This window comes from Halobacteriovorax sp. BALOs_7 (assembly GCF_003612895.1).
In the GTDB taxonomy this organism is placed as follows: Bacteria; Bdellovibrionota; Bacteriovoracia; order Bacteriovoracales; family Bacteriovoracaceae; genus Halobacteriovorax_A; species Halobacteriovorax_A vibrionivorans.
Genome location: NZ_CP027772.1, coordinates 1,081,925 through 1,107,337, shown reverse-complemented (window position 1 = coordinate 1,107,337; position 25,413 = coordinate 1,081,925). Strand labels below are relative to the sequence as shown.

The 25,413-nt window shown below is 35.3% G+C and carries 31 protein-coding genes; 15 read left to right on the top strand and 16 right to left on the bottom strand.

The genetic code is table 11. From position 1 onward, the window contains the following. Positions 1-32: 32 nt before the first annotated feature. On the bottom strand, positions 33-746 hold the full coding sequence (locus tag BALOs_RS05475; protein ID WP_120404535.1) for an SPOR domain-containing protein: 714 nt from the start codon (positions 744-746) through the stop codon (positions 33-35). Positions 747-912: 166 nt separating this feature from the next. Here BALOs_RS05475 and BALOs_RS15295 point away from each other — a divergent pair, with 166 nt between their 5' ends. Genes BALOs_RS15295 through BALOs_RS05450 form a run of 5 tightly spaced genes read left to right on the top strand, consistent with a single transcriptional unit; the run spans position 913 to position 2,836 of the window. Continuing rightward, positions 913-1,083, top strand: a complete 171-nt coding sequence (locus BALOs_RS15295; protein WP_199506624.1) for a hypothetical protein — start codon at positions 913-915, stop codon at positions 1,081-1,083. Further along, on the top strand, positions 1,083-1,388 hold the full coding sequence (locus BALOs_RS05465) for a hypothetical protein (protein WP_120404534.1): 306 nt from the start codon (positions 1,083-1,085) through the stop codon (positions 1,386-1,388). The genes BALOs_RS15295 and BALOs_RS05465 overlap by 1 nt, the downstream gene beginning before the upstream one ends. After that, on the top strand, positions 1,372-2,028 hold the full coding sequence (locus tag BALOs_RS05460) for a hypothetical protein (RefSeq protein WP_114706434.1): 657 nt from the start codon (positions 1,372-1,374) through the stop codon (positions 2,026-2,028). The genes BALOs_RS05465 and BALOs_RS05460 overlap by 17 nt, the downstream gene beginning before the upstream one ends. Before the next feature lie 36 nt (positions 2,029-2,064). Further along, the gene (locus BALOs_RS05455; RefSeq protein WP_120404533.1) at positions 2,065-2,562 is read left to right on the top strand and encodes a hypothetical protein; all 498 of its coding nucleotides are present in this window, start codon (positions 2,065-2,067) and stop codon (positions 2,560-2,562) included. After that, positions 2,546-2,836 carry a hypothetical protein gene (locus BALOs_RS05450; protein WP_114706436.1) on the top strand — a complete coding sequence of 97 codons (291 nt, stop codon included), beginning with the start codon at positions 2,546-2,548 and terminating at the stop codon, positions 2,834-2,836. The genes BALOs_RS05455 and BALOs_RS05450 overlap by 17 nt, the downstream gene beginning before the upstream one ends. A 54-nt stretch (positions 2,837-2,890) precedes the next feature. Here the strand turns inward: BALOs_RS05450 and BALOs_RS15460 are convergent, their stop codons facing one another. Beyond that, on the bottom strand, positions 2,891-3,016 hold the full coding sequence (locus tag BALOs_RS15460) for a hypothetical protein (RefSeq protein ID WP_255509261.1): 126 nt from the start codon (positions 3,014-3,016) through the stop codon (positions 2,891-2,893). Positions 3,017-3,086: 70 nt separating this feature from the next. Here BALOs_RS15460 and BALOs_RS05445 point away from each other — a divergent pair, with 70 nt between their 5' ends. Then, positions 3,087-4,349, top strand: coding sequence for a pilus assembly protein N-terminal domain-containing protein (locus tag BALOs_RS05445; RefSeq protein ID WP_162929562.1), 1,263 nt, complete (start codon positions 3,087-3,089; stop codon positions 4,347-4,349). 10 nt (positions 4,350-4,359) lie between these two features. Further along, entirely contained in the window at positions 4,360-5,508 is a 1,149-nt protein-coding gene (locus BALOs_RS05440) for an ATPase, T2SS/T4P/T4SS family (RefSeq protein ID WP_114706438.1), read from the top strand. Here the strand turns inward: BALOs_RS05440 and BALOs_RS05435 are convergent. The 3 genes from BALOs_RS05435 to BALOs_RS05425 all read right to left on the bottom strand — a co-directional run bounded on the left by BALOs_RS05435 (position 5,441) and on the right by BALOs_RS05425 (position 9,124). Beyond that, positions 5,441-6,490, bottom strand: a complete 1,050-nt coding sequence (locus tag BALOs_RS05435; protein WP_120404531.1) for an aspartate kinase — start codon at positions 6,488-6,490, stop codon at positions 5,441-5,443. The two genes, BALOs_RS05440 and BALOs_RS05435, sit on opposite strands and share 68 nt — an antisense overlap. A gap of 4 nt (positions 6,491-6,494) precedes the next feature. Continuing rightward, complete coding sequence (gene ettA / locus BALOs_RS05430; RefSeq protein ID WP_114706440.1) at positions 6,495-8,180, bottom strand: energy-dependent translational throttle protein EttA; 1,686 nt, start codon at positions 8,178-8,180, stop codon at positions 6,495-6,497. Positions 8,181-8,263: 83 nt separating this feature from the next. Beyond that, positions 8,264-9,124: a hypothetical protein gene (locus tag BALOs_RS05425; RefSeq protein ID WP_162929561.1), complete on the bottom strand. Its 861-nt coding sequence runs from the start codon at positions 9,122-9,124 to the stop codon at positions 8,264-8,266. A gap of 54 nt (positions 9,125-9,178) precedes the next feature. Between BALOs_RS05425 and BALOs_RS05420 the strand changes: the two genes are divergently transcribed. The 4 genes from BALOs_RS05420 to BALOs_RS05405 all read left to right on the top strand — a co-directional run bounded on the left by BALOs_RS05420 (position 9,179) and on the right by BALOs_RS05405 (position 11,954). Further along, positions 9,179-9,469, top strand: a complete 291-nt coding sequence (locus tag BALOs_RS05420; protein ID WP_120404529.1) for a hypothetical protein — start codon at positions 9,179-9,181, stop codon at positions 9,467-9,469. Positions 9,470-9,471: 2 nt separating this feature from the next. After that, on the top strand, positions 9,472-10,701 hold the full coding sequence (locus BALOs_RS05415; RefSeq protein ID WP_120404528.1) for a class I SAM-dependent rRNA methyltransferase: 1,230 nt from the start codon (positions 9,472-9,474) through the stop codon (positions 10,699-10,701). A gap of 8 nt (positions 10,702-10,709) precedes the next feature. Then, positions 10,710-11,156 carry a DMT family transporter gene (locus tag BALOs_RS05410; RefSeq protein ID WP_120404527.1) on the top strand — a complete coding sequence of 149 codons (447 nt, stop codon included), beginning with the start codon at positions 10,710-10,712 and terminating at the stop codon, positions 11,154-11,156. A gap of 75 nt (positions 11,157-11,231) precedes the next feature. Next, positions 11,232-11,954 carry a 1-acyl-sn-glycerol-3-phosphate acyltransferase gene (locus tag BALOs_RS05405; RefSeq protein ID WP_120404526.1) on the top strand — a complete coding sequence of 241 codons (723 nt, stop codon included), beginning with the start codon at positions 11,232-11,234 and terminating at the stop codon, positions 11,952-11,954. Here BALOs_RS05405 and BALOs_RS05400 read toward each other — a convergent pair. From BALOs_RS05400 to BALOs_RS05375, 6 genes are all read right to left on the bottom strand, one after another. Then, complete coding sequence (locus BALOs_RS05400; RefSeq protein WP_120404525.1) at positions 11,951-12,472, bottom strand: hypothetical protein; 522 nt, start codon at positions 12,470-12,472, stop codon at positions 11,951-11,953. The two genes, BALOs_RS05405 and BALOs_RS05400, sit on opposite strands and share 4 nt — an antisense overlap. Positions 12,473-12,786: 314 nt before the next feature. Beyond that, positions 12,787-13,305: a 4Fe-4S binding protein gene (locus tag BALOs_RS05395; protein ID WP_114706448.1), complete on the bottom strand. Its 519-nt coding sequence runs from the start codon at positions 13,303-13,305 to the stop codon at positions 12,787-12,789. Continuing rightward, the gene (locus tag BALOs_RS05390) at positions 13,302-14,459 is read right to left on the bottom strand and encodes an NADH-quinone oxidoreductase subunit D (protein ID WP_120404524.1); all 1,158 of its coding nucleotides are present in this window, start codon (positions 14,457-14,459) and stop codon (positions 13,302-13,304) included. The genes BALOs_RS05395 and BALOs_RS05390 overlap by 4 nt, the downstream gene beginning before the upstream one ends. Before the next feature lie 18 nt (positions 14,460-14,477). Further along, a complete protein-coding gene (locus BALOs_RS05385; protein ID WP_114706450.1) occupies positions 14,478-15,116 on the bottom strand; it encodes an NADH-quinone oxidoreductase subunit C in 639 nt (212 codons plus the stop codon). Next, the gene (locus tag BALOs_RS05380; protein ID WP_114706451.1) at positions 15,109-15,591 is read right to left on the bottom strand and encodes an NADH-quinone oxidoreductase subunit B; all 483 of its coding nucleotides are present in this window, start codon (positions 15,589-15,591) and stop codon (positions 15,109-15,111) included. Before BALOs_RS05380 ends, BALOs_RS05385 begins: the two co-directional genes overlap by 8 nt. A 172-nt stretch (positions 15,592-15,763) precedes the next feature. Further along, complete coding sequence (locus tag BALOs_RS05375; protein WP_162929560.1) at positions 15,764-16,684, bottom strand: hypothetical protein; 921 nt, start codon at positions 16,682-16,684, stop codon at positions 15,764-15,766. A 207-nt stretch (positions 16,685-16,891) separates the two neighbouring features. Here BALOs_RS05375 and BALOs_RS05370 point away from each other — a divergent pair, with 207 nt between their 5' ends. Next, positions 16,892-17,470 (top strand): superoxide dismutase, encoded by a 579-nt coding sequence (locus BALOs_RS05370; protein ID WP_120404522.1) that lies wholly within the window; start codon positions 16,892-16,894, stop codon positions 17,468-17,470. Positions 17,471-17,522: 52 nt separating this feature from the next. Here BALOs_RS05370 and BALOs_RS05365 read toward each other — a convergent pair whose 3' ends face one another. Further along, on the bottom strand, positions 17,523-17,759 hold the full coding sequence (locus BALOs_RS05365) for a hypothetical protein (protein ID WP_120404521.1): 237 nt from the start codon (positions 17,757-17,759) through the stop codon (positions 17,523-17,525). A 107-nt stretch (positions 17,760-17,866) separates the two neighbouring features. Here BALOs_RS05365 and BALOs_RS05360 point away from each other — a divergent pair, with 107 nt between their 5' ends. Next, positions 17,867-18,229: a hypothetical protein gene (locus BALOs_RS05360; RefSeq protein WP_114706455.1), complete on the top strand. Its 363-nt coding sequence runs from the start codon at positions 17,867-17,869 to the stop codon at positions 18,227-18,229. Between the two features lies 1 nt (position 18,230). Here the strand turns inward: BALOs_RS05360 and BALOs_RS05355 are convergent, their stop codons facing one another. Genes BALOs_RS05355 through BALOs_RS05340 form a run of 4 tightly spaced genes read right to left on the bottom strand, consistent with a single transcriptional unit; the run spans position 18,231 to position 22,196 of the window. Beyond that, positions 18,231-18,770 carry a hypothetical protein gene (locus BALOs_RS05355; RefSeq protein ID WP_114706456.1) on the bottom strand — a complete coding sequence of 180 codons (540 nt, stop codon included), beginning with the start codon at positions 18,768-18,770 and terminating at the stop codon, positions 18,231-18,233. After that, on the bottom strand, positions 18,743-19,348 hold the full coding sequence (gene pdxH / locus BALOs_RS05350; RefSeq protein WP_120404520.1) for a pyridoxamine 5'-phosphate oxidase: 606 nt from the start codon (positions 19,346-19,348) through the stop codon (positions 18,743-18,745). Before pdxH ends, BALOs_RS05355 begins: the two co-directional genes overlap by 28 nt. A 4-nt stretch (positions 19,349-19,352) precedes the next feature. Further along, entirely contained in the window at positions 19,353-21,248 is a 1,896-nt protein-coding gene (locus BALOs_RS05345) for a hypothetical protein (RefSeq protein WP_120404519.1), read from the bottom strand. A gap of 42 nt (positions 21,249-21,290) precedes the next feature. Continuing rightward, entirely contained in the window at positions 21,291-22,196 is a 906-nt protein-coding gene (locus BALOs_RS05340; RefSeq protein WP_120404518.1) for a LysR family transcriptional regulator, read from the bottom strand. 100 nt (positions 22,197-22,296) lie between these two features. Here BALOs_RS05340 and BALOs_RS05335 point away from each other — a divergent pair, with 100 nt between their 5' ends. Both BALOs_RS05335 and BALOs_RS05330 read left to right on the top strand, forming a co-directional pair. Next, positions 22,297-22,854, top strand: coding sequence for a pentapeptide repeat-containing protein (locus tag BALOs_RS05335; RefSeq protein ID WP_114706460.1), 558 nt, complete (start codon positions 22,297-22,299; stop codon positions 22,852-22,854). A 183-nt stretch (positions 22,855-23,037) separates the two neighbouring features. Beyond that, entirely contained in the window at positions 23,038-25,329 is a 2,292-nt protein-coding gene (locus tag BALOs_RS05330; RefSeq protein ID WP_120404517.1) for an RND family transporter, read from the top strand. Positions 25,330-25,413: the final 84 nt, after the last annotated feature.

Genomic DNA, 25,413 nt, shown 5'->3' with positions numbered 1-25,413 from the left:
CCATCATATCATAAAAATTTTAAAATGCTGAATTAATCAAATTTGGTAAAGAAGTAATCACGCCCTGCAAAAAGAGAACGATTTTTCTTAACATACTGCTTCGCTTCAATAATTCTCTCAAAAGCTCCCAAGCTTACGCGAAAGCGATTCCCCTTTCCAGGAATATCCTTCTCATTAATAATTGGACTAAAACCAAGAACTCTAAAGCCTTCAGCAAATTCTTTAGCATCATCAATTGACTCAAATGAACCAACAACAATTGTGTATTTACCTGTGTACTCATCTGTACCACTTGATGTCTCTTGAATTTGAGTCGTCTCTGTTTGAGCTTGAACAACTGGTTCGACCTGTCTTTCTTCTACTTGTTCTTGAACAGGTGGAGTATCTGCAGCGAGATCATTGAACTCTTTATTCTCACTTGAGAACTCCTTAACCATTTTCTCTTTCAATGATTCCTCAATTCGCTTGTTAAGATCTTCTTTCGAAACGTCTTTTGTACGTTGCTCTTGAACAAGTTCTTGAACCTTTTCTTCTTCTGGTGAAGTTAATTCGATCTTCTCTTTTTGTGTTACCGGTGAATCTAAAACCTTTTCAGCTTCTTGATCTAAACCAGACTTTTCAAAAGCATAGTTTGAACCAATCTTTAAACCAAAGAAGAAAGATGTTACCGCTACTAAAATAACGAAGATAACAACCAATAGGATTTCTTTTTTCTCAAAAACGTAGAAGTTACTTTTATCATTCATAAGGATATTTTAATCTCTCCCAAATTATTAGCAACTTGCTGAAAATACTAGGAAAAATAATCCTTTATTTCATAAATGAAATAATCCCCGAGTTTTTCTCTCATCTTAATGAAAACATTCATGCAATCATTTATAACGCCTCTAACTTAATTTTCGGAGGTACAAAGTGAAAAAGATTCTAAGAAATAATAAAGGCCAAGGTGTTATGGAATATATGATCATTACAAGCCTTGTAGGAATCATCTGTATAACGGCAGTAAAAGGCCTAGGTAGCCGAGTTAAAACAAGACTTGAGGATGCTTCATCAAAGATCACAGAAAGCATTAAGATCGACTAATGAAAGTCATTCCTTTTTTCATATCAACTATTCTAATTTTAACGGTATTTCTTGCGGGTATTTCAGTTAGCGAGAAATACCGTTGTAAAAATATGATGGTATTTCGAAGCTATGTTCACACCCTAGCAAATACTCATCATAAAAATGAACGATTCAAACATTTCTCATGTGAAAGTCTTATTTCTCTTAAGAGATGGATTGATCCAAATTCACAATTAACTTTCGTGAAAACAAAGACAGAAAAATTTCTTATCTATAAAGGTAAAAAACACTACCTAAGGATGAAAGATGGACTTAAACCATAAGAAGATTCTAAATAATGAAAGAGGTAGCGTTAGTCTTATTGGTGCTTTCTTCTTTATGACTTTTATAGCTATCACTTTCTACAATATGGCAAAGTCTTATGAAGAACTTCATATTATCAAGCACTATAACAAATCATATATCTGTGCAAAAAAAACCGTTAAACATTACAATGACTTTTACAAGTTTATCTCTCAGACGAATATCGTTATTCGCTCCTTCTTTTATGGAAAATTTATACCAATATTAAGCTGGCTAAGGCCCTTTCTTTCATATGGAGAAAAAGGATTAAAAATCCTACAAGCAAGTTATCGATTTTATTTTCGATTAAAGTTGCTACAAATCAGTGAATGTAATTCTTTAAATATTGTTTCTCTAATGAAGGATGATCCTCTTGGACAAAAAGTCTGGAAAATTAAAAGGCAATTCGATGGAGGTGCAATATTTCAAAAAGAATGGAAGGGATTTATGCCTTTTCACTACAAAGGAAGTGATCTATCAGAAAATCATTCGTTCGTAATTACACTAAAGTTCAAGTTAAAGAAAGGCTATGTCTTAGACGATTTCACACTCAACTCAAGACATATGGCACCAATGGGTTTTCAACAATTGAAGGAATACTATGGTCTTCAATTCTTATAAGTACCCTCGTTTTAATAATTAACCTGGAGATTAAAATTGAAAATTCTAAACAACAAGAAATCAAAAAATTTACCAAGCAATGGAACGCAATCAAATAACTCTTGTACTTCTAAGCTTTTATTTAATAAAGAAAAAGAACAACAATTAAAAAAATCACTCTATCTTAGATTTTGGGTAGCACTTGTCCTAACTAATATCTTCACATTCATCCTATCCCAACCCATGACAGAGGCTACAATTGAAAAAGAAATAAATATTGCTAAAGATGAAAGACTTTTAAAACTGAGAATTAATGAGATGACTAATCTTGTTGGAAAAGACCAATATGTTGCCCTATATTCGGGAAATAACCACCTTACAAACAAGGCAAAGATTGTAAAAAGACTTGAAGACAATACGAAGTCCATTTACTTAGTAAAAATATCTATTTCAGAACTGAATAAAATAGCTCCATACAAGGCCCTTGAGTTAGATTCCTATCCAGTTACTAATCAACCCAAATCTATTGGAGGCGTATATGAAATTGAAATTTAGCTTACTACTTCTACTTATTTCCCTAAACACTAATGCACGAAATGTCGTTGTCTATACTTATGATATTAAGGACGTCATGTTTGAAAAAGTCATGAAACTTGTTTTAGATGAAAATGCTGTAAAGAGTGAAGATATTAAGTTTATTCAAAAGAGTAATCCATGTGAAGACATCTACAAAGATGCTCTTCTTCATATTTGTATTAGTGAGAAAAATGAAGAATTTAAAGTTGTTCGCCAGAACAGAGTCGCTTTAAATAATACTTTTAACAAATAGCAAAAAGGACCCTGAAGAGGGCCCTTTTCTTATATCTAAAAATTAATTGATTTATTAATCTAGATGAATTTTAAACTTAGGAGTTGTTCCCTTGTTTCTGTTTTGCGCTTTTCTTCTAGCACCCATTTTTGTTTTTTTAGCATTACGCTTATTTCTTGTAACACGAGTTCTTGATACCATGATAAATCTCCTCAATATATTTAAAACTAATCTGAAAACAGTTTTCGAGTATAGCTTTATACTAACTTTCATGCCGTTTGTCAAAGTCATTTGCTTAATGTTCTTAGTAAATTTAAACGTTTACGCACAAGTTCACAAGCAAATAACACTCAGTATCGGTCAAGTATCTGAAATTTCATTAAAAGATGCTGAGAACTTCAGTGTTTCCAATAAAGAGATCCTCTCTTCCAAGGTCATAAAAGCCAAACAAAAACTGTATATAAAAGGCAAAATGAAGGGACAGTCACTAGTTACAGTCTGGAAAAGCAATGGAAAAAAAGTCGTCCATACAGTCTATGTATTGTCTAAAAGTGGCCAATTTAAAATCCTTGAGACCTTATCAAATTTAAAAAACTTTGGCATCAGAGGAACAATAAAAGGAGATAAGCTTCTCATCTATAGTGATATTAAAACTATTGATCAATATCGAATAATCAAAGAACTTTTAAAAAGTAATGAGGACATAATCTATAAAGGAGAGCTACAAAATAAAGTGGCCAAGAAGATTATATCTGAAGTTCACCATCGTTTCTTCCAAAACTTTTATGATGATATTCGATGTCAAAAACAAGAACTTGATATTATATGCTTAACAACTGAAGAGATCCTTTCAGATGAAGGTTTTCTCTCACCTATCAAGGATAAATTCAAAGTTAAGTTTAGAACATCTCAACGGTTTAATAACTTGAGAAATCACAAATTAGAGATGCGAATTATCCAAATTGAGCGTCTTGATGGTAAGGAAATTAACTTTGGACTTGATCAAATTGATGTAGGCTTAACTGATCTTCTCGACAATGGAGCAATAGCACTTACTCGTAATCAGAATATAGTGTTAAGAGATACTGAATATAATGTTTCAACACTAGCAACGCAAAAGATTCTTCTGCGTACAAAACAAAAGTCGACGGTACAGATTGGATCAGAGATCCCATTTACAACGACAACGGTCAACAATGGAAATAATACTCAATGGCGCTTTGCTGGTTTAAAGATCTCAATGACACTTGAGAGAATTAACAATCGATTTAAGATTGAATATCAAACAAAACTAACCAGACCCATGGCCCAAAACAATGGCGACACTTATATAAATGGAAGCGCTCAGAGCTCAAGTTTTCTAATTCAAAAAGATTCACCTATTCAAATGTTTGAAATTGATCTCACAACAGATGATCAAAGCGGCAGATCAATTCCATTATTTGGAAAGATTCCAGTTTTAGGAAAGCTCTTTTCTTCTTCGGCAAAATTTAAAACTTATAAACGAATCATTGCAATTGCAAAGCTTAAGTAAGGATATAAAGATGGAAGATTTAAATCAGTTTTTCTTTAATGAGTTTAGAGCTTTATTAATTGAGAAGTCAAAGAAATCAAATCTCTTAAGCTTCGATTTAATCGTAGAGGAGGCTCTATCAATTAATAATCTTAGGCTATCTGACTTAGATAATATCGATCAAATAAAGATTTGGTTTGAGCATGTATACAATCAAAGCTATATCGATGATCTTCTTAAAATGTATGATGCAAGAGAGTTCATTATTCACTCTCCGAGCGATATCGAAGTTCACGCAAAAACAAATGAAAAGCTTAAAGTAGAATTCCTATCTAACGAAGACTTTCAATTAAGTCTGACTTTCTTAACAAGAAAGTTAAATATTGAATGGAGCTTTAGTTCACCATTTGCATCATTCAAAGTCTCAAGAATAATTACAGAAAAACCAATTGATATGAGAATAAGCTTAACACATCCTTGCCTTTCCCCAGTTAAGCAAGCGAAAGCTTTTATTCGAGTTCATAGTAAAGAAGTTTTTAATTTAGATAATTTCACACAAGACAATCAAGTTAAGTCACATATATATAAATTAGTTAATGAATATAAGAATATCGTAATTGCTGGCTCGACTGGAAGTGGAAAAACGAGTTTTCTAAAGGTTTGCAAAGATATGGCAAACTCAAATGAACATCATGTCATTATTGAGGATGTCGCTGAAATAGATGGAGATATTTCAAATACCACTCACCTCCTTTCGCACTCGAGCTCAGGAAAGAGCTTAAATGATTATTGTACCTATGCTCTTAGGATGTCGCCAAAGAGGATATTCTTAGGAGAAATCCGTTCTGAAGAGATTGTTCCCTTTTTACTAGCGATGAATACGGGACATAAAGGAATGATGACAACAATCCATGCAAATAATGCCAAAGACACTCTACTAAGGCTTAGTACTCTATTTTCTATATTCTCATCGAGTAAGAATGGAATTGAATTTAATCAAGTCTTAAAGTTAATCTGCCAATGCGTGGATAATGTTGTCTTTGTTGAAAACAAAGAAGTCACTGAGATTATAGAAGTCTATGGAAGCGAAGGAGATAATCCTATTTACTCTACTATTTATGAGAAGAAAAAAGATGATCACCAAAAAGGTTTATCAACGCCGCCAAATCTTGCTGTCTAACTTCCAAGCTAAAATAGTCATCATTATTCTCATCAAGTTCATAAGGATGCTCATTTGTAACCAAGAACTGATCATAATCGAGTCCAAAAACAGTTAATAAAGCTTTTGCCCCATCGATCTCTTGAGTTGAGATTGCCTTAAGTTTTGCAACCTCACCTTCACTAATACAACTTCCAGACTCATCAGGAAAAAAGACACTCTTAACAATTAGGGGCAGATTCTTTTCTATCAATGGATTCATTGTACGGTGAAAGAGAATCTTTGCTCCTTTATTTGTTAGAAGTTTAGTCTGACGATAGCTAAGATTTGGTATGAGTGGCGCAGAGTCTAATAACTTTGGATCATGGCCGTAAATCCCTTTTACATCCTTCCAAATCACAAGTTCTCGAACATCATCTAAGGCCCAAGCAAAAATAGCAGCAGAATAATCAGATCCTTCTCGACCTAGCGTAGAAGTTTCCCCGCTAAGTGTTTTTGCAATAAATCCCTGAGTAATGATCAGTTCTTTCTCATTTAATGGGTGGCACTTATCTTTTGTATTTTTAAAGAGAACCTTAGCTTCATTAAAATTACGATTAGTTGTAATATAGTCTCTAGCATCTGCAAGATGATTATGAACTTCCCTCTTTTGAAGATAATCTGAGAGAATCCTCGTTGAGACTCTCTCCCCAATACTATAAACACTATCTAAAACAGACTTAGTCTTTTCATTTTTAAGATAAGACTCAAGTTCACTTTGGAAATCAGATAGATCAGTGGATGTCTCTAATTCATCAATAATAACTTGATGCTTATTAAAAAAAGCTTTAACGAGATCAAGACTAGAAGTTTCAAAGATCTCTTCTAGCTCGTTTGTGGAATTATAAGTTGCAGACAAAACCACCAAGCAATTATTTGGGCACTTTATAATAAGGTCTGCAATTTGTTTTATAGTGGCAGCACATTTTATCGAGCTGCCACCAAATTTATAAATACTACGCAAAAAATTAGTCTCTTGTTAATTTCTTATAAGTGTAACGTTTTGGATTAAGAGCAGCATCACCTAGACGCTTTCTCTTATCTTCTTCGTACTCATCAAAGTTACCTTCAAACCAAACAACTTTTCCTTCTCCTTCAAAAGCAAGAATATGAGTTGCAAGACGATCTAAGAAGAAACGGTCATGGGAAATAATTACAGCACAACCAGCGTAGTCTACGAGGGCCTTTTCAAGGGCCTGAAGCGTATTTACATCAAGGTCATTTGTAGGCTCATCCAGTAATAGAACGTTTCCACCTTCTTTTAAGACTTTTGCAAGGTGAACTCGATTTCTTTCCCCACCAGAAAGTTCAGAAACTTTCTTCTTTTGGTCTTCACCAGAGAAGTTGAATTTTGCAATATAGGCACGAGAATTAACTTCAGTACCTGCAACATTAATGAACTCTGTCCCATCAGCAACAACATCATAAATTGTTTTTTCTGGATCTAAGTCACGTCCTTGATCAACATAAGCAAGCTTAACTGTTTCACCTACATCAAAAGTTCCTGATGTCGGCTCTTCTTGTCCGGTAATCATCTTAAATAATGTAGTTTTACCAGCACCGTTAGGGCCAATAATACCAACGATCCCACCTGGAGGAAGAGAGAATTCAAGGTTTTCATAAAGAAGCTTATCGCCAAATGCTTTTGAAACACCTTTTGCTTCGATTACTTTATCACCAAGGCGAGGACCTGCAGGAATGAAAAGGTCATTTGTTTCATTTCTCTTTTCATTAGATAACTTTGCTCTTTCTTCATAGTTTTTAATACGAGCTTTTGACTTAGCTTGACGAGCTTTAGGGTTTGAGCGAATCCACTCAAGTTCTTCCTTCATGGCCTTTTGTCTTTTAGACTCAGACTTCTCTTCTTGAGCAAGACGTTTTGCTTTTGTCTCTAGCCAACCAGTGTAATTTCCTTCAAAAGGAATCCCTTGTCCACGGTCAAGCTCTAGAATCCAGCCAGCGACATTATCTAAGAAATAACGGTCGTGTGTTACGGCGATTACTGTTCCTTTATATTGCTGAAGATGTCTTTCAAGCCACCATACTGTTTCAGCATCAAGGTGGTTTGTCGGCTCATCTAGAAGTAAAATATCTGGTTTTTGAAGAAGTAGACGACATAGCGCAACCCTTCTCTTTTCCCCACCTGATAAGTTTCCACACTTTGCTTCTGAAGGAGGACAATTTAGAGCTTCCATTGCAAGATCAAGCTGGCTATCAAGAGACCATGCATCAACTGCATCAAGTTTATCTTGAATTTTGGCCTGCTTATCAAGGAGATCATTCATCTCATCGTCACTCATCGGCTCAGCAAACTTTGCAGAGATCTCATCAAACTTAGCGAGAAGATCAACAGTCTCCTGGCAACCTTGCTGAACAACCTCTCTAACAGTTAACTCAGGATCAAGCTTTGGCTCCTGTTCCAGATAACCAACAGAATAGTTCTTTGCTAAATGTGTCTCACCTAAGTGATCTTCATCTAGGCCGGCCATAATCTTAAGTAACGTTGATTTCCCTGATCCGTTAAGACCAAGTACACCAATTTTGGCACCATAGAAATATGAGAGAGAGATATCTTTTAGAACGTGCTTTTGCTTATAAACTTTTCCAACACGGTTCATTGAATAAATAATTTGCTTATCGTTTTGATAGGCCATCGAGTAACTCCATTTGGTTAAATACTTACACAAATAAAGTACCTACAAAAGTATGGAATATCAATCACTCAGCGCGTTCCAATCTAAAGATTTAAATGACTTATCAAACGAAAGAAGTTTCCCACATAAGGAATGAAAAAGAAGACAACCAGCCAGATAAACTTACATATTTTAATTCTTGATAGTAGTTGTTCGTTTTGTGACTTGTATTCATCCCATAGTCCTATTTCAATTGACTCAAGGTCATCCCCAATATCTAGTCCTTGTGCCTGTTTCATCTCAACGAGGGCCGCTAGACGACGAAATAATTCCTTTGCATAGGACAACTGTATATCTGCTAAGGAATTGATTCTTGAACGACTTATTAACTGATTAAGAGGTGTTCCAACATCATACATAAGCTTGAAAATTAAAAAACTGTGAAGCACATGGCCAATTGGGACAATTTGCTTCTGTGCTAATTTCTTAATTAAATAATGAAAAGTTATAATCCCTATTAGATTGTAAGCAAGGGCACAACTAATAAATAGTGTATCGATTTCAAAATCGAGAATCTTCGTCGAGAAAATATTTAGGAACAAGGTTAAGCAAGCAGCAAGAATAAATTGGAAATAGCTTTCATTCATTACACTAGAGCTCTTCTTCTCGATCTGTAAGTCTGTAGACAATGAGTGCCTAAGCTTTGAAAGTGTTTTACTTGTTGCAGCTCCAAACTCCTTAGCAACTTGTGAAATTTCACAAATTAACTCATCAAAGAACTTATAATGAGAGAGGTGCGTCAAATCCCCCATTAAATTTAGTTGCGACAAGTCAATTAGCAGATCCTTTCCTCTCCGATATTGACTACGATAACGATATGATAAGTTACTGGTTTTACGAATGAGCTTCTCTGCAGGAAGTAAGAAGACCAAGATTGAGATAGAAAGGAATGATATTATTGCCAAAGTGAACCTCCAATATCTTGACGTAACGCTATGTATCTGAAATAACAATTACTAATGGATAATAAAGAAGAGTTATTTCACATTCGAAATGAAAACAGACAACTTCAAGCTGAAAGCGAGAAAGTTTCTCATCCAGACTTCTATATAAATGATGAGACACTTGAAGAGCTTCAGAAGTTCTGCCAAGACTTTGACCCTTACCGAGACCTAGATCTTGAGACAAAATTTCGTCTACAAGAATTTGGAATAATTGATCTTTCGAACCCATTTGATATCACAAATAAATTACTTCTCTTATTAGAGAACAACCTTCAGTATCGTATAAAGTTACAAGAGAACAAATAGTCATGAATAAAAAGACGTCAGCATCCTCTGGAAAATCCAAGGGGAAATCAACAGGGCGCTCACGCATCCGTACACCACGAGTCGAGCTACACCCTGCAAGTATCAAATATCTTTATAAAGGCCATCCTTGGATTACAAAGGATCGCTTCTCATTGAAGTTTCCTCAGGGATCTCCATTTGTAACGGCAAAACTAGAAGAAGGTAAATTTGCCATTTTATTAAATGACCCTACTCACGATAGTGTGCTTGCTCGCTTATGGAGAATTGGAGAAGGCTCACACCTTGGCCCAAAAGATTTCTACTTTGAATTAAGACAAAGAATGCAAGATAGCTTTGAGGCCCGCCGAGGAATAACAGACCGTGAGAACTACTATCTGGCGTTTGGTGAAACTGACTTCTTGCCAGGTCTTTTCATAATCAGACTTAAAGATCGTATTCTTGTTCAATTCTACTCTAACTTTTGGAATCACTTTGAAAAAGATATTCTAAAGATTATCAAAGACTTTTATCCGAATGATAAAGTTTGGGTACAAAAGAGAAACTTGAAACGTAAAAAAGAATTTTACTGTGCAAGTAATAAATCGATTCAAGAAGATGAGTTCACTGTAAATGAGTTTGGAGTCGATTATATAATCCGCCTCAATCAATTTTACGATATTGGTCTCTACACTGATATGGCAGCGATAAGAAATAGAGTAAAAGATGACTTTGAAGATAAGTCAGTTCTAAACTTATATAGCTATACAGGTGCATACACTCTCTTTGCTCTAAAGCAAGGAGCAAAGGATGTTACAAGTGTTGATCTTTCACAAAAATACCTGGACTGGCTTGAGGAGAACTTAGAATTAAATAAGATGGAAGGAAATACTTCTCTTTGTATGCCTACAATCAAGGCATTAGAAAAGTTTAAAGAAGAAGGTCGAAAATTTGATCTTATTATCTGTGACCCTCCTAGTGCTTCAAGTGATGGAAAGAAAGTATCAAAGGCAATTGATGCATATAAGGATATGATCCCTTTATTCGATATGATTTTAAATAAAGGTGGAAAAGCACATATCTTTTTAAATACTCACTCAATTACAAGAAAGAAGTTTGAAACAAAAGTAAAAGAGTATATTGGAAAAAGAAAGATAAGTATCACAGGAGCTTTAAGACTGACAGGAGACTGCCCTTCTCTAAAAGGCTTTATTGAAGGTGATTATCTAAAAGGTTTAACGCTTTTAAAGAAATAGGAAAATAAATGACAACAAATATATATGTACTAGTTCCTGTATTAATTGGTTTTATTGGTATCCTTCAAGGAGCACTAAATCGTGTAATGACCCAAGACATTGGCCTTACTTGGATGGCACTTCTTGGAAATTTTGTGACTTTAGTAGTTTGTATAGGATTCTATTTCTTTGCAAAGGCCAACCCAGAATTCTTTCCTGATTTTGTTCGTCTAAAAGAATTTCAATTTAAATGGTGGTATGTCATTCCTGGTATCTTTGGATTTCTCTTCGTAGTCGGTCTTCCAATTGGTATTTATCAAGTTGGAGCTGTTAAGACGACAGTTGGACTTATTGCCGCCCAAATGGTGACGAGTGTTATGTGGGATTTATTCATAGAGAATATACCAATGACTGTCCCAAAAGGACTTGGTGTTCTTATGGCGATAGCTTCAGTTCTTCTTATTACGCTATTTTAACATTTTTAAAAGATTGCGTTAAAATAGAATAAATTTAACGTAAGCACCGCTAAAATATTATGCTATAAGAAACTTATGGTTTTAGCTTATTTAAGATTACTCTTAGTTGGTATATTTCTCGTTCTTGGAACCCTTGTGTGGATTCCTATATGTATGCTACGTCCTGCAAATCGTGGAAATACATTCTTTATTGCCCGTTACTATTCATGGCTGACGAGAATATTTCTCAATATCAAAATCGAAACACGCCTACCAGCAGGTTACAAGAGTACTCGCAATGCTGTTTTTATCTCAAATCATCAATCAAACCTAGATATATTCTTTGTAGGCCCGGCCCTTCCAAGACGAACTGTTTCACTTGGAAAGCAGTCCCTTGTTTGGATACCAGTATTTGGTCAAATGTACTGGCTTGCAGGAAATATCCTTATCAATCGAACAAATAAGAGAAAAGCCTGGTCTGTTATGGAAAAGGTTGCTCAGACAATAAAAGAAGATAATTGCAATGTTTGGATCATGCCTGAAGGTACGAGATCAAAAGGAAAAGGACTTCTTCCTTTTAAAAAAGGCCCATTTATTGTTGCTATTAAAGGGCAAATGCCAATTTACCCAGTAGTTTTTTCTAAATATGAGGATTCATTTGATCTTGGAAAGATAGTACCTGGTAAAGTTATTATCGAAGCTTTGGAGCCTATCTCAACACAAGGGTTAACTGTTGACGATATAGATGAGCTAATGAATAAAACTCGTAATCTTATGGCCGCAAAGCTCGATGACTTAACTAAAGAGCTTGCAAATTAAAAGATATTTACGCGAGTCATATAATCAACATCTCTAGCACTTGTTCTTCTTAAAGGGCCCTTTGTTCCTGGTGTAGTTGTTCTTCTTCCATCATTAACAGCAACACTACTTGTTGGACAATCCATTCCTAACCCACAAAGGTCTTTATTATTTAAATATAAAGCTGCCTCAAGAAAGCTATACTTCTTACCTTTATACATTAGTCTTAGATCTTCAATTTTTCCTGAGCTATTTGGAAGAACAACAAAGTCCCCCTTCTCTAAGATATCAAGCATGAATTCTTTGTATGGTTGGTACTCTTCTGTGATTTTAAAAAGGACATCATTATATTGTCTACCATTCCTATTTTTAGAATATGCACTTACAGTATCTCCATAAACTCTAATTGAAAGGATCTCTTGGTCACCATAATAAGGCCCTCTTATTTTCAGGTCACCTGTTGTTGCAAAGATTTGATCATAAGAAAATGCATTTAAAGTGATAAAAAGTGCAATTGTAAGCTTAAGAATAGTTTTCATATTTTTCCCCTTGTGACTTATATATATGCACTTTGTATGCCAAGTATTTCACGTATTATTGGGGAGATAGAGTGTTTAAAAGATGAGCAGTGTAAACAAAATAACTATTCTACCTTTTGGGTTGGGTTGGGTTGGGTTGCTAACTTTCACTTCGTGAAAGTGTCGCTTTTTCTTTGCGATTACTTTCCCATTGCTCCTGAAACAACAAAGCCGGGCTTGAACCCGGCTTGTTGAATAAAATTTTCTAGCTAAAGTGTTGGGGAGCTAGCACCGCAAACAATAGACTGGCTTTGGCCAGTCAATTTTGCGGGTGCTTAACCAACAATACGTTCACGCCATTTTCTAATATCTGGCGCTAGGTAGTCGTACTTCATCTCATCAAGAGTATATTGAGAGAATTCATAGTCTGTCGTGTGAGTTAGACACTCTGTTGGACAAACAGTTGTACAAAGACCACAGTAACAGCAAAGTGCTGTATCAATTGTGAATTGCATAAGATCAAGCTTAATAGGAGTACCATTTTTCGCTTTAATCGTTGGTGCATCTTTTTCTCTTCTAGTTGCTGTAATGTAAATACAGTCAACTGGACAAGCCGTTGCACACTGGTAACAAGAAATACAGTTTTCAACATCGTTGAAAAGACGAGAGCGAGAGTTTTTAGGAAGCTCTTCTCTTACTTCTGGATACTCAATTGTTACAGGCTTTACACCGTATACATATTTAAAAGTAATACCTAGACCTTTTGTTACAGTTCTAACTGCTGTCCAAATATTCTTAAACCATTTTCCTAATGTTAATTGCTCACCTGCTTGGTAAGTTGCTTGTGTACTCATCGGTCAACCTCTCCTAGTACAATATCAATACTTCCGATTGTAGCAACGAAGTCTGCAATCATCTGACCCTTTCCAAGCTCAGGAAGCATTGAAGTGTGTGTAAAACATGAAGACTTAACTTTAACTCTGTAAGGAGTTTTACCACCATCTGAAACGATGTGATAACCAAGCTCTCCACGTGGACACTCTGTTTTTGTATAGATTTCACCTTTAGGTAACTTGATGATCTTTGGAACTTTCCCCATAATTGGACCTTCCTCAATTCCATCAAGTGCTTGGCGTAGAATCTTAATTGATTCAAAGATTTCGAAAACACGTACATAGTAACGATCCCAACAGTCACCGACAGTTCCCATTTCACCTTTACCTGTAACTACATCAAAATCAAACTTTTCGTAGTAACCGTATGGCTTCTTCTTACGAAGATCCCACTCAACACCTGAACCACGAAGAACAGCACCTGTTGCTCCGTATTGGTAGGCCATTTCTGGAGTTACAACACCAACATTTGCAGTTCTGTCACGGAAGATAGCATTCATACCAACAAGATCGTGGTACTTTTTCACATTCTCTTCCATCTTAGTACAGAAAGTATCGATACGACGAAGTTGATCATCAGTGATGTCGTTCCATACACCACCTACCCAAATATAATTATAAAGAAGACGGGCACCAGAAAGCTCTTCAAAGAGTCTTAGGATTTCTTCTCTATCTTGGAATGCATATAAGAAAGGAGTGAAAGCACCAAGGTCGATTGCATAAGTACCAAAGTACATTAAGTGTGATGCAATTCTTTGTAGCTCTGCTACGATAATTCTGATGTATTCAGCTCTTTCTGGAATTTCTGTCCCAAGCATTTTCTCAACACCGTGAACGTATCCCCACTCCATTCCCATAGCACCTAAGTAATCCATACGGTCAGTGAAAGGAATAATTCCGCGGTAGTCTAAGTTCTCGCTGTGCTTTTCCATACAACGGTGTAAGTAACCAAGGTATGGAGTTGCTTGAACAACAATTTCTGAGTCTGTTTTAATCTCAACACGTAAAACCCCGTGAGTCGCCGGGTGTTGAGGACCCATGTTAACAGTTAGAAGATCTGTATGAAGAGCCTCTTGCTGTTTAACATCTTGTGTTTTATTTAATGTATCTTCCATTAAAAATATCCTTAAAAATTAATTATTTGCTTCATCCATTTTCTTATTTAGAGCGGCCTCTAAATCTGCAGAAATCTTTCCATCCCATGAACCAGATACTTTCTTTGGTTCAGCAGCATCAACTCTCGCTTTAGCGAAGAATTCATGATCAGCATTATTGATTTTATGTTCAGGATTAATCTCAAGACCATGCCAAGCTTTTTGAACTTCATAATCTTTACGAAGTGGAAAGCCTTCCCAGTCTTCAGGGCATAGGATTCTTCTTAAGTCAGGGTGTCCAACAAATTCAACACCGTTCATGTCATAGACTTCTCTTTCAAGAAAGTTTGCAGACTTCCAAACGTCACATACTGAATCAACCTTAGGAACATCATCCTTGTTAGCTTTTGGAAGCTTAACTTTAATGATGACGTCATCAGAGTTAGTAATAAATGAAGCTAGCATATAATTAACTTCAATTTCACTATCGTAGTCAACGCCTGAAACAACTTGAAGAACATTGAATTGATATTCAGAGCTATCTCTAAGAACAAAACAAACGTCTTTGATTTTAGAAGCATCAACTAAGATTGGCTTATCACCTGCTTCATTTTCAATTAAAGATGCGTTTGCACCACTAACTTTATCATTAATAAAACTTACTAATTCATTAAGCATGCTTCACCCACTTATCTTTAAGAAGTCTCTCATTTGCTACTTTCTTTTGAAGTGTCATAAGACCCTCAATAAGAGCTTCTGGTCTAGGTGGGCAACCTGGAACGTAAACGTCTACTGGAATGATTTCATCAACACCCTTAAGGACGTGATAACCATGTTGCCAGTAAGGGCCACCTTTGTTGGCACATGAGCCCATTGAAATAACGTATTTCGGCTCGGCCATTTGTTCATAAAGAGTCTTAATTCTTGGTGCCATCTTAAGTGTTACTGTCCCTGCAACAATCATTAAGTCCGCACGTCTTGGAGTCGCCATGAAAGCACCACAACCAAAGCGTTCTAAGTCATACTTAGCACCACCAGTTGCCATCATTTCAATAGCACAACAAGCTAGACCAAATGTCATTGGCCATAGAGAATTCTTTCTTCCCCAGTTAAGGAAGTCATCGAGTTTTAATAAAACAACACTATCTTGCATTGTCAGCAATCCTTTTTAGATATGTAAAATTATGAAATTCTTAGCTTATAAATTACCAATGCTTAGGTTTCTAGTCAATTAAAGGCACACAAAAAACGCATGTTTTTTGATAGCGCATAGGGACAATCCCTAAACAGCTATATATCAAACAAATCAATGGACTAAATAAAATTCAATCTAAATATGCTCGACATCGAGCATTAAAGTTGGCACGTGCCTTTGTAACCTTCTCATTAGCACTAGCAATTGAACGAGTTTTTGACTCCGAAAGATAGGTCATTCGTTTAAGGTCATTGTGACAGACCTTTGTCATGATTTCTTGAAACTCTTCTACGATGGCCACCGGATACGGGCTGGACCAGGCAGATGAGATCAAGCTCGACTGTTCAGGTGAAATATGTGTAATCACTTCTTGTTTAATTCCGTGCTCATCAGCAGACTTTTTAAACTTATCATAGTGTTCACCTAGTTTATAAAATTCCTTTATAGCGAGACTTCTTGAGAACTCTTCCCCATCTAAGATATTAAGACATTGTGCAGATATGGACTTTAGGCCATAAATGTCACGTCCCACCTTACATTCAACGATAAATGCATCAACTTCCCCTCCTATACCTTGAATAGTATCTTCAAGAAAAGAGGATAGAGAAAACTCTCCAACATAAGGATTAAACGGCTTCTTATAAATATAGTGTGTAAGTTCGTGAATTAAATCTAAAACAGCGTTCTTTGTATTATGTGACTTATCGATATAAACTTTTGAGCGAGTTTCAAAGCGTACACTTTCTGGAGAATTTGGACTGAACTTTCTTACAAGAGTCGTATCTGTAACAGAGACTTCACCACTTTCAATAACCTCTTCAAGCCTTTTGTGATCCTTAGCAGCTCTTAGCCTGGCCTTATCAATTAAATTCACACCAAGTTTAGAGGTGTTAATTATATTAATTAATTGCTCAATACTCTTTTCTTCAGTTGAAGCAAGTCGTCTCCAATTCCCACTGTACTTCTTAGTACCAGAGTAAATTGTTCCGCCTCTTTCTCCCCAACTTTGTGCAAAAGTATTGCCCATGCTGCAAAGCAAGTAAGTAATCATTATAAATATCGTAGAATTAGACAATATCGACATTAATTTAAGTATCGACATTTGATGGTAATTCTTGAGTTATAATTAGGAGTTTTAACGAAAGTGCAAAATACTTCCTTTAACTTAATGCGTTTTGCACTTAAGAGGCAAAGCCATTAGAATAAGCATGTTCAAAAAAGAAAGAATATTAAGAATCTATGAATCAAGGAGAAAACAATGGAACATAAACTTCCAGAACTACCATGGGCAAAGGATGCTTTAGCACCTCATATTTCAGCTGAAACAATCGAGTATCACTACGGAAAGCATCACAATGCATACGTAACAAAGCTTAACGCAGCGATTCCAGGAACTGAATTTGAAAACATGACTCTTGAAGAGATCATCATGAAGTCAAAGGGTGGATTATTCAATAATGCTGCTCAAGTATGGAACCATACATTTTACTGGAACTGTCTTGCTCCAAACGCAGGTGGAGAAGCAACTGGTGCAGTAGCTGACGCTATTAATGCAAAATGGGGATCATTTGATAAGTTCAAAGAAGAATTCTCTAATTCTGCAGCAACTAACTTTGGTTCAGGTTGGACTTGGCTTGTTAAGAACAAGTCTGGAGAGCTTGAAATCGTTAACACTGACGATGCTCAAACTCCAATGACAGATGGTCACACTGCTCTTATGACAATCGACGTATGGGAACATGCTTACTACGTTGATTACAGAAATGCTCGTCCTTCATATATCGACGCTTTCTGGAAACTAGTTAACTGGGACTTCGTAAACAAGAACCTTGCTTAATTAGCGACAAACAAATCAAAAAAGAAGGGCCTCTATTTTAGAGGCCCTTTTATTATCCAACAAATTTTAAAACTTTTACTTCTAGTCCAAAATTATCCTCTTTTCGAAGAAGCTGAAATCGAGTCTTATCCTTAGTAGGATGAAGGTGCTTTACCTTTCCTAACTCTTCCTGAAGGTGTTTAGCGGACTCAATCGACTGACATTCAATCTTGTACTGATCACCCCTCTTTTGTTCAACAGGCAATAGATAGAACTCATCTTCAAATAAGTTTACATCAATTAAAAACATAAATAATTCCCCTATCTCTCTAAGTACCTATTTTTTCGGAAGGAATTAAAAAATATTAATGATTTTTTTCAGAATGTCGATATGTTTAATAAGTATTGGAGCAAATTATGAAAAGAATTATCGCAGCAAATTTAGTTATTTTAATTGCACTTACAGTTAAGGCAACTCAGGACTTTAAAAATAAAGATGAGTCTGTTTTCAATAAACACATTAATGCTCAAGCAAAGACTGCTGTTGAACTTTCTAATTTAAAAGATCAAGCGGATTTTGCTACGCGAACAGCGGCAACATATAAAGAGAAGTATGAAAAAGTACTTCAAGAAAAAGAAGTCCTATTATCTGAATACAAGGCCTATAAAATAAGAAGTGAAAAGCTTGTTGAAGTTCTAGATGAGAAAGGTCTTATTACACCAGAGATTGCAAAATATACTCAAAGATACGATGGTCGCCTACCGGCCAGTGACGAGTAATCTAAAAGCTAATTACATTATACGTAACAGAAATATCAAATTGGAGAAGAGAGTAAATCTCTTTTCCAATATAATAATTGAAATCCGTCCTCACTCTTAGAGCTTCTGTTATCGGAAAATTAAAACCCATTCCAAAAACCACTGAAGAGAACGTTTGATCCAAGAGACCTGATAACTTTGTACCATTATATACTGAAGAACTTCCCTCAACTGCTGTTGAATGATAGCCAAGGTTGAGATCAACTATATCTTCGAGCGTGAAACGAAACATAAAACCAAATTGTAAGGTTTCTAGGTCGATCTTATAACCCTGATGATCATTCTTTAAAGTTCCTGGCCTAAAGAATCCTTCAAGAGAAATTGTGTCATATCGAATTCCAACATTTGCAGAAGGAATAATTGCAGTAGCGCCATTATAATAATCGCTCTCAGAGATGACTCCAGAAAATGTAGTTCCACCTCCAACATAGAAGTCCAAGGCCTTTACATTAATAGATATGAAAATAGCAATTACTATGGATAAAGTCTTAAAGAATCCCACTTATTACCTTTTTTAACAAATTGAAAACGATCGTTAAGTCTGTGCTCTCCGTAAATGAAAAAAGTTATCTCATTAACTTCAACATAATACCCTCCCCAATTCTCTGGATAAGGAACACTTTCATTATTATAACGTAATAGGTTTTCATGGTATTCAGTTTCTAAATTTTTCCTACTAGGTACAGATTCTGATTGTTTTGAAGTAAGGCTTGCAACTTGGCTTTCCTTAGCTCGTGATTGGAAATAGCTTCTTGAAATATCTCTTTCACACTTACTAATTTTCCCACGTATACGGACTTGCTTACCTAGACGGTGCCAATAAAAAGTCATTGCAACATTATTATTACCATCTATCTCTTTTGCTTTTACAGAATTATAATTAGTAAAAAAGAGAGGCTTTCCTTTGTGAACTTCTTTTAGCAAGAGAGTCCTTGCATTTGGAGCACCGTGTTCATCCACTGTTGATAAGATAAATGCTGGAGCATTTTCTTCTTTATCTTGTGCATCGTGGAACCATTTTTCAAATATTTCAACAGGTGATTCTTTAAAGTCTCCAATAAAGTCTTTGTAATCGCTCAAATTATTACTCCATAATTATTTGAAAATCTCGCTTCGAATCGTGAAAGTCACGGTTGATATCGAGAATTTCATAGTAAATACTTGGGAATTCATGCTCTCCGTACTGAAAATGAACAGGTGCACTTCTGTTTCCAAGAATATCAAGTTTAAAGTACATCAAGTTTGGTAGGTCATTAATTGGTACCAAACTCTGCACAACTCGATAAAAGTACTTCCTAAAATTATTCTTGTCGATGTTATCGATCACCTTTTCTAATTTTAAATACACATTATCTGGATGAGATTTAAGAACTTTTAAAATTTGCTTGGCCACATGCCTTGTATGGGCCCTTTGCCAGAAGAAAACTCGACTTATAAAGTACTTACCATTTTTTCTCGTTCCAATAATACGATAGCCACGATCTTTCTTTATCTTATTAACTTCATGAATAATATCATCAAGGGTAATGTCGCCAATATAATCAAAGATCTCTTTTCTAAGTATCAAGCGATAGCGTACTTCTGTGGTAATATTCGTCTTAAGTCCTGGTACTTCTCCAAAGTCAATTTTTCTAAAAATAAAAGAAGGAACGAGTGCTCTTAACTTACGATAAGTTTTTTTCCACTCTCCTTTAGTGAAGTAGCGATCTTTTCGAAGATAATTTGTCCCAAAGTCTAATGCTGAGTTTAGGACTTTATTTTTAGGTATAAATGAAAAGAAGGACTCTTCCATCTTATCTTTTCGTCGATGAATTAGAATATTAAATTCTTCGCTATATCGGTAGACTTTATTAGGAAAGAAATAATCTCCTTGGTCTTCTCCATTTAGAATTGAAATATTATTCTTATAATAAGTCATATTGTAGTCGATCTCAGAAATAAATACTCCAAACTTCAATCCACTTCTTTCGTACTTATATTCGTTAAAGCCTTGAAATAGTAATTCCACCCCAGCATTAAAAGCGGCCAACTCATTTGCTAAGCTAAAGTCTGAGATTAACTTCTCTTCAATATATTGACGTCCCGTATACTGGCCGAACATTTTATCAAAGTTTAGCTTAAACTTTGGCTTTAAAATTAGATCGAAAGCTTCGCGTGCCTTTGGTTTACTTAAATCAAACACGTAATCTAAAATATATTGTTCACCGATTCCTCGACCATAATTGAACTCAAAGACTTCAAGCTCAAAGCGTTTTGATACAAAATCAGGAGCTTTAACTGCTTTTACTAAAGTTACAAAAAAATCACTTTCAACTTTTGCTCCAGCTCTGGCCTCTGTAGATGTACGAGTAACTATTTTGAGTCTTACCTTAGACTCATCCATACGGTAAATATTTATAATATAATTACCACTAGTGATAACATTTGCGTTTACTTTAGCACCAATAATATCGGCATAATCATAACCGTAACTAGCTCCAATATTTAAATTCATGCTCGCAGGCATAGAAACAAAGTCTCCAACATTTAAACGCTCTAATGTACTTTCAGCATCAAATGGAATCTTATGGAATGAATAAGGAAGTGCGAGTATCGCTTTTTTCTGACTTTCAAAATGTCTAATAAAAGTAACTCGATCATCTTTTGAAAATGTAAGGCTTATTGGAGTAATGGCATCGATATAAGAGCCAGGGTTTACAGATCGATTAAATCTCCACTCATCTACTCTTGCAAACTTCCCCTTCAGATAGGAAGGAGTCATTTCATAATTATACTTTAAACCGAGTCCGACACCTTTAATTTTATCGTAATTAAAAATATCAACAGAAGTTGAAAGGTTTAAATTTGCAACCTCTCTAATAATAATGTCTTTTAGTTTTCCATCTTTAAGAAAACTATTATCTTCGCTATTGGCAAATGAAGACAAATTAAACACTGATAAGAGTGCAATAATAAAGTGAATTGGTCTGATTTTATTCATCGCTAGATGCTAACGATTTTTGAACTAGTCGGCAAATACAATTTAATGAAGATTTATAAGGCCTCTGGCAGTATTATCCTCGTTTTCAACATGTAGAAGATCCTTTAGTTTACGTGCATAAAGAAGATTTTCGTTATTGCGTTTTAATATGGCATATGTTGGAACTGCAATCTCATTATCTGGGCCAAGGCAATATAGATTCTGAAAGATTGTTTCATTACCTATTGCAGCAAGAATGATCTCACCTCTCAATGCCAAGGTTTCAAGATATTCAAGGTGCTCGCTAAAAAAGCTCTCTTTCAAATAAATTCCCTGCTCTTTTAATAATTGCGTAGCATTAAGAATTAAAGACTCATCTGATGATAAGAATCCAACTGGCAATTTTTTAACAACTTGCTCCATAGGCAAATCTCTAAACTTAGCGGCCATGGAAGTACTTATATAAAAGCGAAGCTGATTATTTGCGACCAAGAAGTTCTTATACATGTCATTACTTATCGGATTGTCACTAATAGCAATATCAACAGTATCGTTTTCTAAGAAGTACATTGTCTGTGAAAAATTTTTGGATCTCTTTGTTTTTGTATGGCCAAAGTCTCGATATAATTGAAAGTAATCTCCCAAGAAAGCCGAGACGGCCTGTGATTCTAAATGTGACTCTATAGAAAAAGAAACATCATACCCGCCATCATCTTCAAAAGTTAGGCTATCAATAAGGCGCATACCATTATCAAAGATATTCTTTGCATAGGAATAAACGTCTTCGCCTTTTTGCGTTAGAACAATCTCACGGACCTTACGCTCAAACAATTGAACATCGTAATGCTGTTCAAGCTTCTTCACCTGTTCACTCACTGTAGAGGGAGCTAGCCCCATTTTTAATGCGGCCTTCTTTACAGATTTATGCTTTGCAGCTTCATAAAAACAATAGAGATGATTCCAATTCATAGAAGTAACATAAATCGGAAATTCCGAATTTACAAACAATTGACTTAATATAGCTAAATAAAATCGCTACTATCTTAACAGTTTTAAAAGAGGAAGACTTATGACTACGCAAAACACGATGTTTACTGCTATTAAAAAGCAAAATGAAAACCGTATAAACCTTCGAAATATGGAGAATATACGACTGATCAGTGCTTCAAGACTAGAGAATAGTTCATTCGATAACTCAATGCTAGATAAAATCAATATTAGACACTCAGACCTTAATGAAAGTGACTTGAGAAAGTGTAATATGAAGTACGCAAAGCACAATAATTCAAATTATGAAGGTGTTGACTTTACTTGGTCAAACCTAACAAGAAATAAATTCAAAAGAATCAATCTTAAAGACGTTACTCTTGAATGTACCAACCTTGAAGATAGCTCTTTTGATGAATGTGAACTAGCTGCAACAAGCTTTCGCTGGGCAAACCTAAATGGTGTAACTTTTAAAAGCTGTAACCTAGCAGGTTGTGACTTCTCAAATGTAGACCTTACAAATACAGTCTTCATTAATTGTAACCTTAAAGGTGCCATTTTTAACATCAATACAAGAATGCCATTTCAAAAAGATAATGCAATTAACAAACTTGGCATGGACTTCGTTGGAATCCAATAGCCAATTAAGACGCGCTCCAGAAGATTTTACTCATTCAGTAGTAAATTGCTTAAACATTTCACTGCTTAAGTTTCTGGAGCGTCTACATATTCTATCTCATCCATTTCTTAATAATATTTCCATAGATTATCTTAGAAGAACTTTATATATTTATAGAGTAATTTTAAAAAGGATTAAATCGTAATGAAACGTGCTCACTCCATCGCAGAAAGCGTTGCTAAGTATATTGTTGATCATACTAAAACATGCCTCTTTCTTTCATTCTTATTACTTGCTATTGCCGGAAGTGGAATCGTAAAAATTAAAGCCAATTACTCAGTAAAAGGTTGGCTAATGGATGATGACCAACGCCTTGTTGATCTTAAGGCCCACGAAGGAACATTTGGGAGTTCAGATACAATCGATATCATGCTTTATAAGGAAGATGGTATTTTCGATGAAAAGACGGTTAAGACGATTCAAGATATCACAAGAGATCTGTGGCAGATTAAGCATATTGTTCGAGTTGAAAGCTTAACAAATTATAATTCAATTGAATCAGAAGAAGATGATATTTTTATCACTCCATTTTTAGATGAAGAGGTTGAACTATCAGCTGAAAACCTAGCAAAGAAAAAAGAAAGAGCAATTAATGATAATCAACTTATCAATTCATCTCTTTCAAAGTCTGGACGATTCACTTACATAAGGGCGTTTCTTGATACATTTGAAACGACTCCTCCTTATGATCAAGTTGTTGTTGATACCGAAGAATTGTTAGAGAAGTACAAAAAAGAAAATAATAATATCCAGTTTTTTCTCGGTGGGATTTCATTTATTAACGAATCCCTACAAAGAGCATCTGATCGAGATATGGCCGTTGTTTTCCCTATTGTTGTGACGGTTCTTTCGATAATTCTTCTATGGTTTTTTAAAAGCTTTCTTGGCGTTGTTCTCCCCTTCTCACTTGTTGGTCTTGCGATTTTAACAACTTTTGGTATTGAGGGACATTTAGGAATCGAGCTATCAAGTATTATTGCTGCACTTCCGGCCATTCTAATAGCAATTGGTATTGCAGACTCTATCCATATCCTCATTGGCTATCGTCACTTTGCTTTATTTGAAGGAATGAATAATCACGATGCTGCAATTGCATCTTTAAAAAAGAACTTCATTCCAACCCTTCTTACAACATTAACAACTTCAATCGGTTTCTTCTCTCTAACAACGACAGAGATTAAACCAATTTATAATCTTGGTATTCTCTCTGGTATTGGAACAATGATTGCATGGTTCTTTACTTACTTCTTCCTAGGAGCCTTACTAACTAAGATTTCTTTTAAAAGAAAGAAAGATGAAGACGAGAATAAATTCAGTGCATTTGATGGAATCTTCCAATTTGCAGAAGATCATAAAGTCTCTATAAATATCATGACACCAATTATTGCAATTGGCGCCATTTACCTAGGAATGCAAAATTATATCAATGCTGATCCTATTGAGTACTTTGATAAAGGTACTCCTGTAAAACAGGCCTTTGATAAAACAAGATCTGAATTTGGTGGATCACGTGTCATCGAATTAGTTTTTGACTCAGGTGAACCTGAAGGAGTAAAGAATCCAGTTTTTATGAAGAAAGCTGAAGAGCTAGTTCAATGGATGCTAGAGGATGAGAAGATTATTCGAGTAAGCTCAATTCTTGATATCATCAAGAAAATGAACAAGACGCTCCACTCAGACAATGAAGAATATTATGCAATTCCAGATACAAGAAGGGCCATTGCGGATCAACTCTTCTTATACACTCTAGGACTTCCTCAGGGACTTGATCTAAAGAATCAATTATCTCTTGATAATCAGAAGTTTCGCGTACTCGTTATGTGGGATATCAATGACTCAACTGCTGCCATTGAAAAAACTGATAAGATTATGGAAAAGGCAAAGGAAATTGGAATCGATATTTACGAAGCGGGACAATCCCCTATCTACAATCGAGTTAATGACCTTGTTGTAAACACTCTACTAACATCAATGAGTATTTCACTTCCAATTATTTTCTTAATTATTCTCTTTGTTTTCAAAGATCTCTCACTTGCACTACTTTCATTAATTCCAAATATCTTACCATTAAGTGTTGCTGCTGGAATTATGTACTTAGTTGGTGATGAATTAAATATTGGAAACGTAATCGTCTTTGCTGTTTGTCTCGGTATTGCGGTGGATGACACTATCCACTTTGTCTCAAATTACAAATTAAAGATGATGGCCGGTATGAGCGGGCACGACGCTTTAGCATCAACAATGCACCAAACAGGAAAAGCACTGACCTTGACAACGTTAATGCTTACGATCGCCTTTGGTCTCTTCTACTTAGGAGACTTTGTGCCTAATCAAAAATTTGGTGTTTACTGTTCAATTATTCTAACTTTAGCGCTTATTGCAGACCTAATTGTCCTACCTGCTGCGTTATTAAGTCTAAAGAGTTCAAGAGAATAGACTCTAAGGTATAGAAATTACATATCAACTCATCATATGTCTTAACTTACAGCTTACAAACTGCTATAAGCTAAGACATATTTT

Excerpts from the sequence above, each read along its gene's own strand:
- BALOs_RS15460 (WP_255509261.1), bottom strand. The coding sequence starts at position 3,016 with ATGGTATCAAGAACTCGTGTTACAAGAAATAAGCGTAATGCTAAAAAA.
- BALOs_RS05340 (WP_120404518.1), bottom strand. The coding sequence starts at position 22,196 with ATGAATTGGAATCATCTCTATTGTTTTTATGAAGCTGCAAAGCATAAA.
- BALOs_RS05420 (WP_120404529.1), top strand. The coding sequence starts at position 9,179 with ATGGATAATAAAGAAGAGTTATTTCACATTCGAAATGAAAACAGACAA.
- BALOs_RS05410 (WP_120404527.1), top strand. The coding sequence starts at position 10,710 with ATGACAACAAATATATATGTACTAGTTCCTGTATTAATTGGTTTTATT.
- BALOs_RS05440 (WP_114706438.1), top strand. The coding sequence starts at position 4,360 with ATGGAAGATTTAAATCAGTTTTTCTTTAATGAGTTTAGAGCTTTATTA.
- BALOs_RS05400 (WP_120404525.1), bottom strand. The coding sequence starts at position 12,472 with ATGAAAACTATTCTTAAGCTTACAATTGCACTTTTTATCACTTTAAAT.
- BALOs_RS05415 (WP_120404528.1), top strand. The coding sequence starts at position 9,472 with ATGAATAAAAAGACGTCAGCATCCTCTGGAAAATCCAAGGGGAAATCA.
- BALOs_RS05365 (WP_120404521.1), bottom strand. The coding sequence starts at position 17,759 with ATGTTTTTAATTGATGTAAACTTATTTGAAGATGAGTTCTATCTATTG.
- BALOs_RS05330 (WP_120404517.1), top strand. The coding sequence starts at position 23,038 with ATGAAACGTGCTCACTCCATCGCAGAAAGCGTTGCTAAGTATATTGTT.
- ettA (WP_114706440.1), bottom strand. The coding sequence starts at position 8,180 with ATGGCCTATCAAAACGATAAGCAAATTATTTATTCAATGAACCGTGTT.
- BALOs_RS05465 (WP_120404534.1), top strand. The coding sequence starts at position 1,083 with ATGAAAGTCATTCCTTTTTTCATATCAACTATTCTAATTTTAACGGTA.
- BALOs_RS05390 (WP_120404524.1), bottom strand. The coding sequence starts at position 14,459 with ATGGAAGATACATTAAATAAAACACAAGATGTTAAACAGCAAGAGGCT.
- BALOs_RS05385 (WP_114706450.1), bottom strand. The coding sequence starts at position 15,116 with ATGCTTAATGAATTAGTAAGTTTTATTAATGATAAAGTTAGTGGTGCA.
- BALOs_RS05370 (WP_120404522.1), top strand. The coding sequence starts at position 16,892 with ATGGAACATAAACTTCCAGAACTACCATGGGCAAAGGATGCTTTAGCA.
- BALOs_RS05450 (WP_114706436.1), top strand. The coding sequence starts at position 2,546 with ATGAAATTGAAATTTAGCTTACTACTTCTACTTATTTCCCTAAACACT.
- BALOs_RS05345 (WP_120404519.1), bottom strand. The coding sequence starts at position 21,248 with ATGAATAAAATCAGACCAATTCACTTTATTATTGCACTCTTATCAGTG.
- BALOs_RS05335 (WP_114706460.1), top strand. The coding sequence starts at position 22,297 with ATGACTACGCAAAACACGATGTTTACTGCTATTAAAAAGCAAAATGAA.
- BALOs_RS05380 (WP_114706451.1), bottom strand. The coding sequence starts at position 15,591 with ATGCAAGATAGTGTTGTTTTATTAAAACTCGATGACTTCCTTAACTGG.
- BALOs_RS05360 (WP_114706455.1), top strand. The coding sequence starts at position 17,867 with ATGAAAAGAATTATCGCAGCAAATTTAGTTATTTTAATTGCACTTACA.
- BALOs_RS05475 (WP_120404535.1), bottom strand. The coding sequence starts at position 746 with ATGAATGATAAAAGTAACTTCTACGTTTTTGAGAAAAAAGAAATCCTA.
- BALOs_RS05405 (WP_120404526.1), top strand. The coding sequence starts at position 11,232 with ATGGTTTTAGCTTATTTAAGATTACTCTTAGTTGGTATATTTCTCGTT.
- BALOs_RS05445 (WP_162929562.1), top strand. The coding sequence starts at position 3,087 with ATGCCGTTTGTCAAAGTCATTTGCTTAATGTTCTTAGTAAATTTAAAC.
- BALOs_RS05395 (WP_114706448.1), bottom strand. The coding sequence starts at position 13,305 with ATGAGTACACAAGCAACTTACCAAGCAGGTGAGCAATTAACATTAGGA.
- BALOs_RS05375 (WP_162929560.1), bottom strand. The coding sequence starts at position 16,684 with ATGATTACTTACTTGCTTTGCAGCATGGGCAATACTTTTGCACAAAGT.
- BALOs_RS05460 (WP_114706434.1), top strand. The coding sequence starts at position 1,372 with ATGGACTTAAACCATAAGAAGATTCTAAATAATGAAAGAGGTAGCGTT.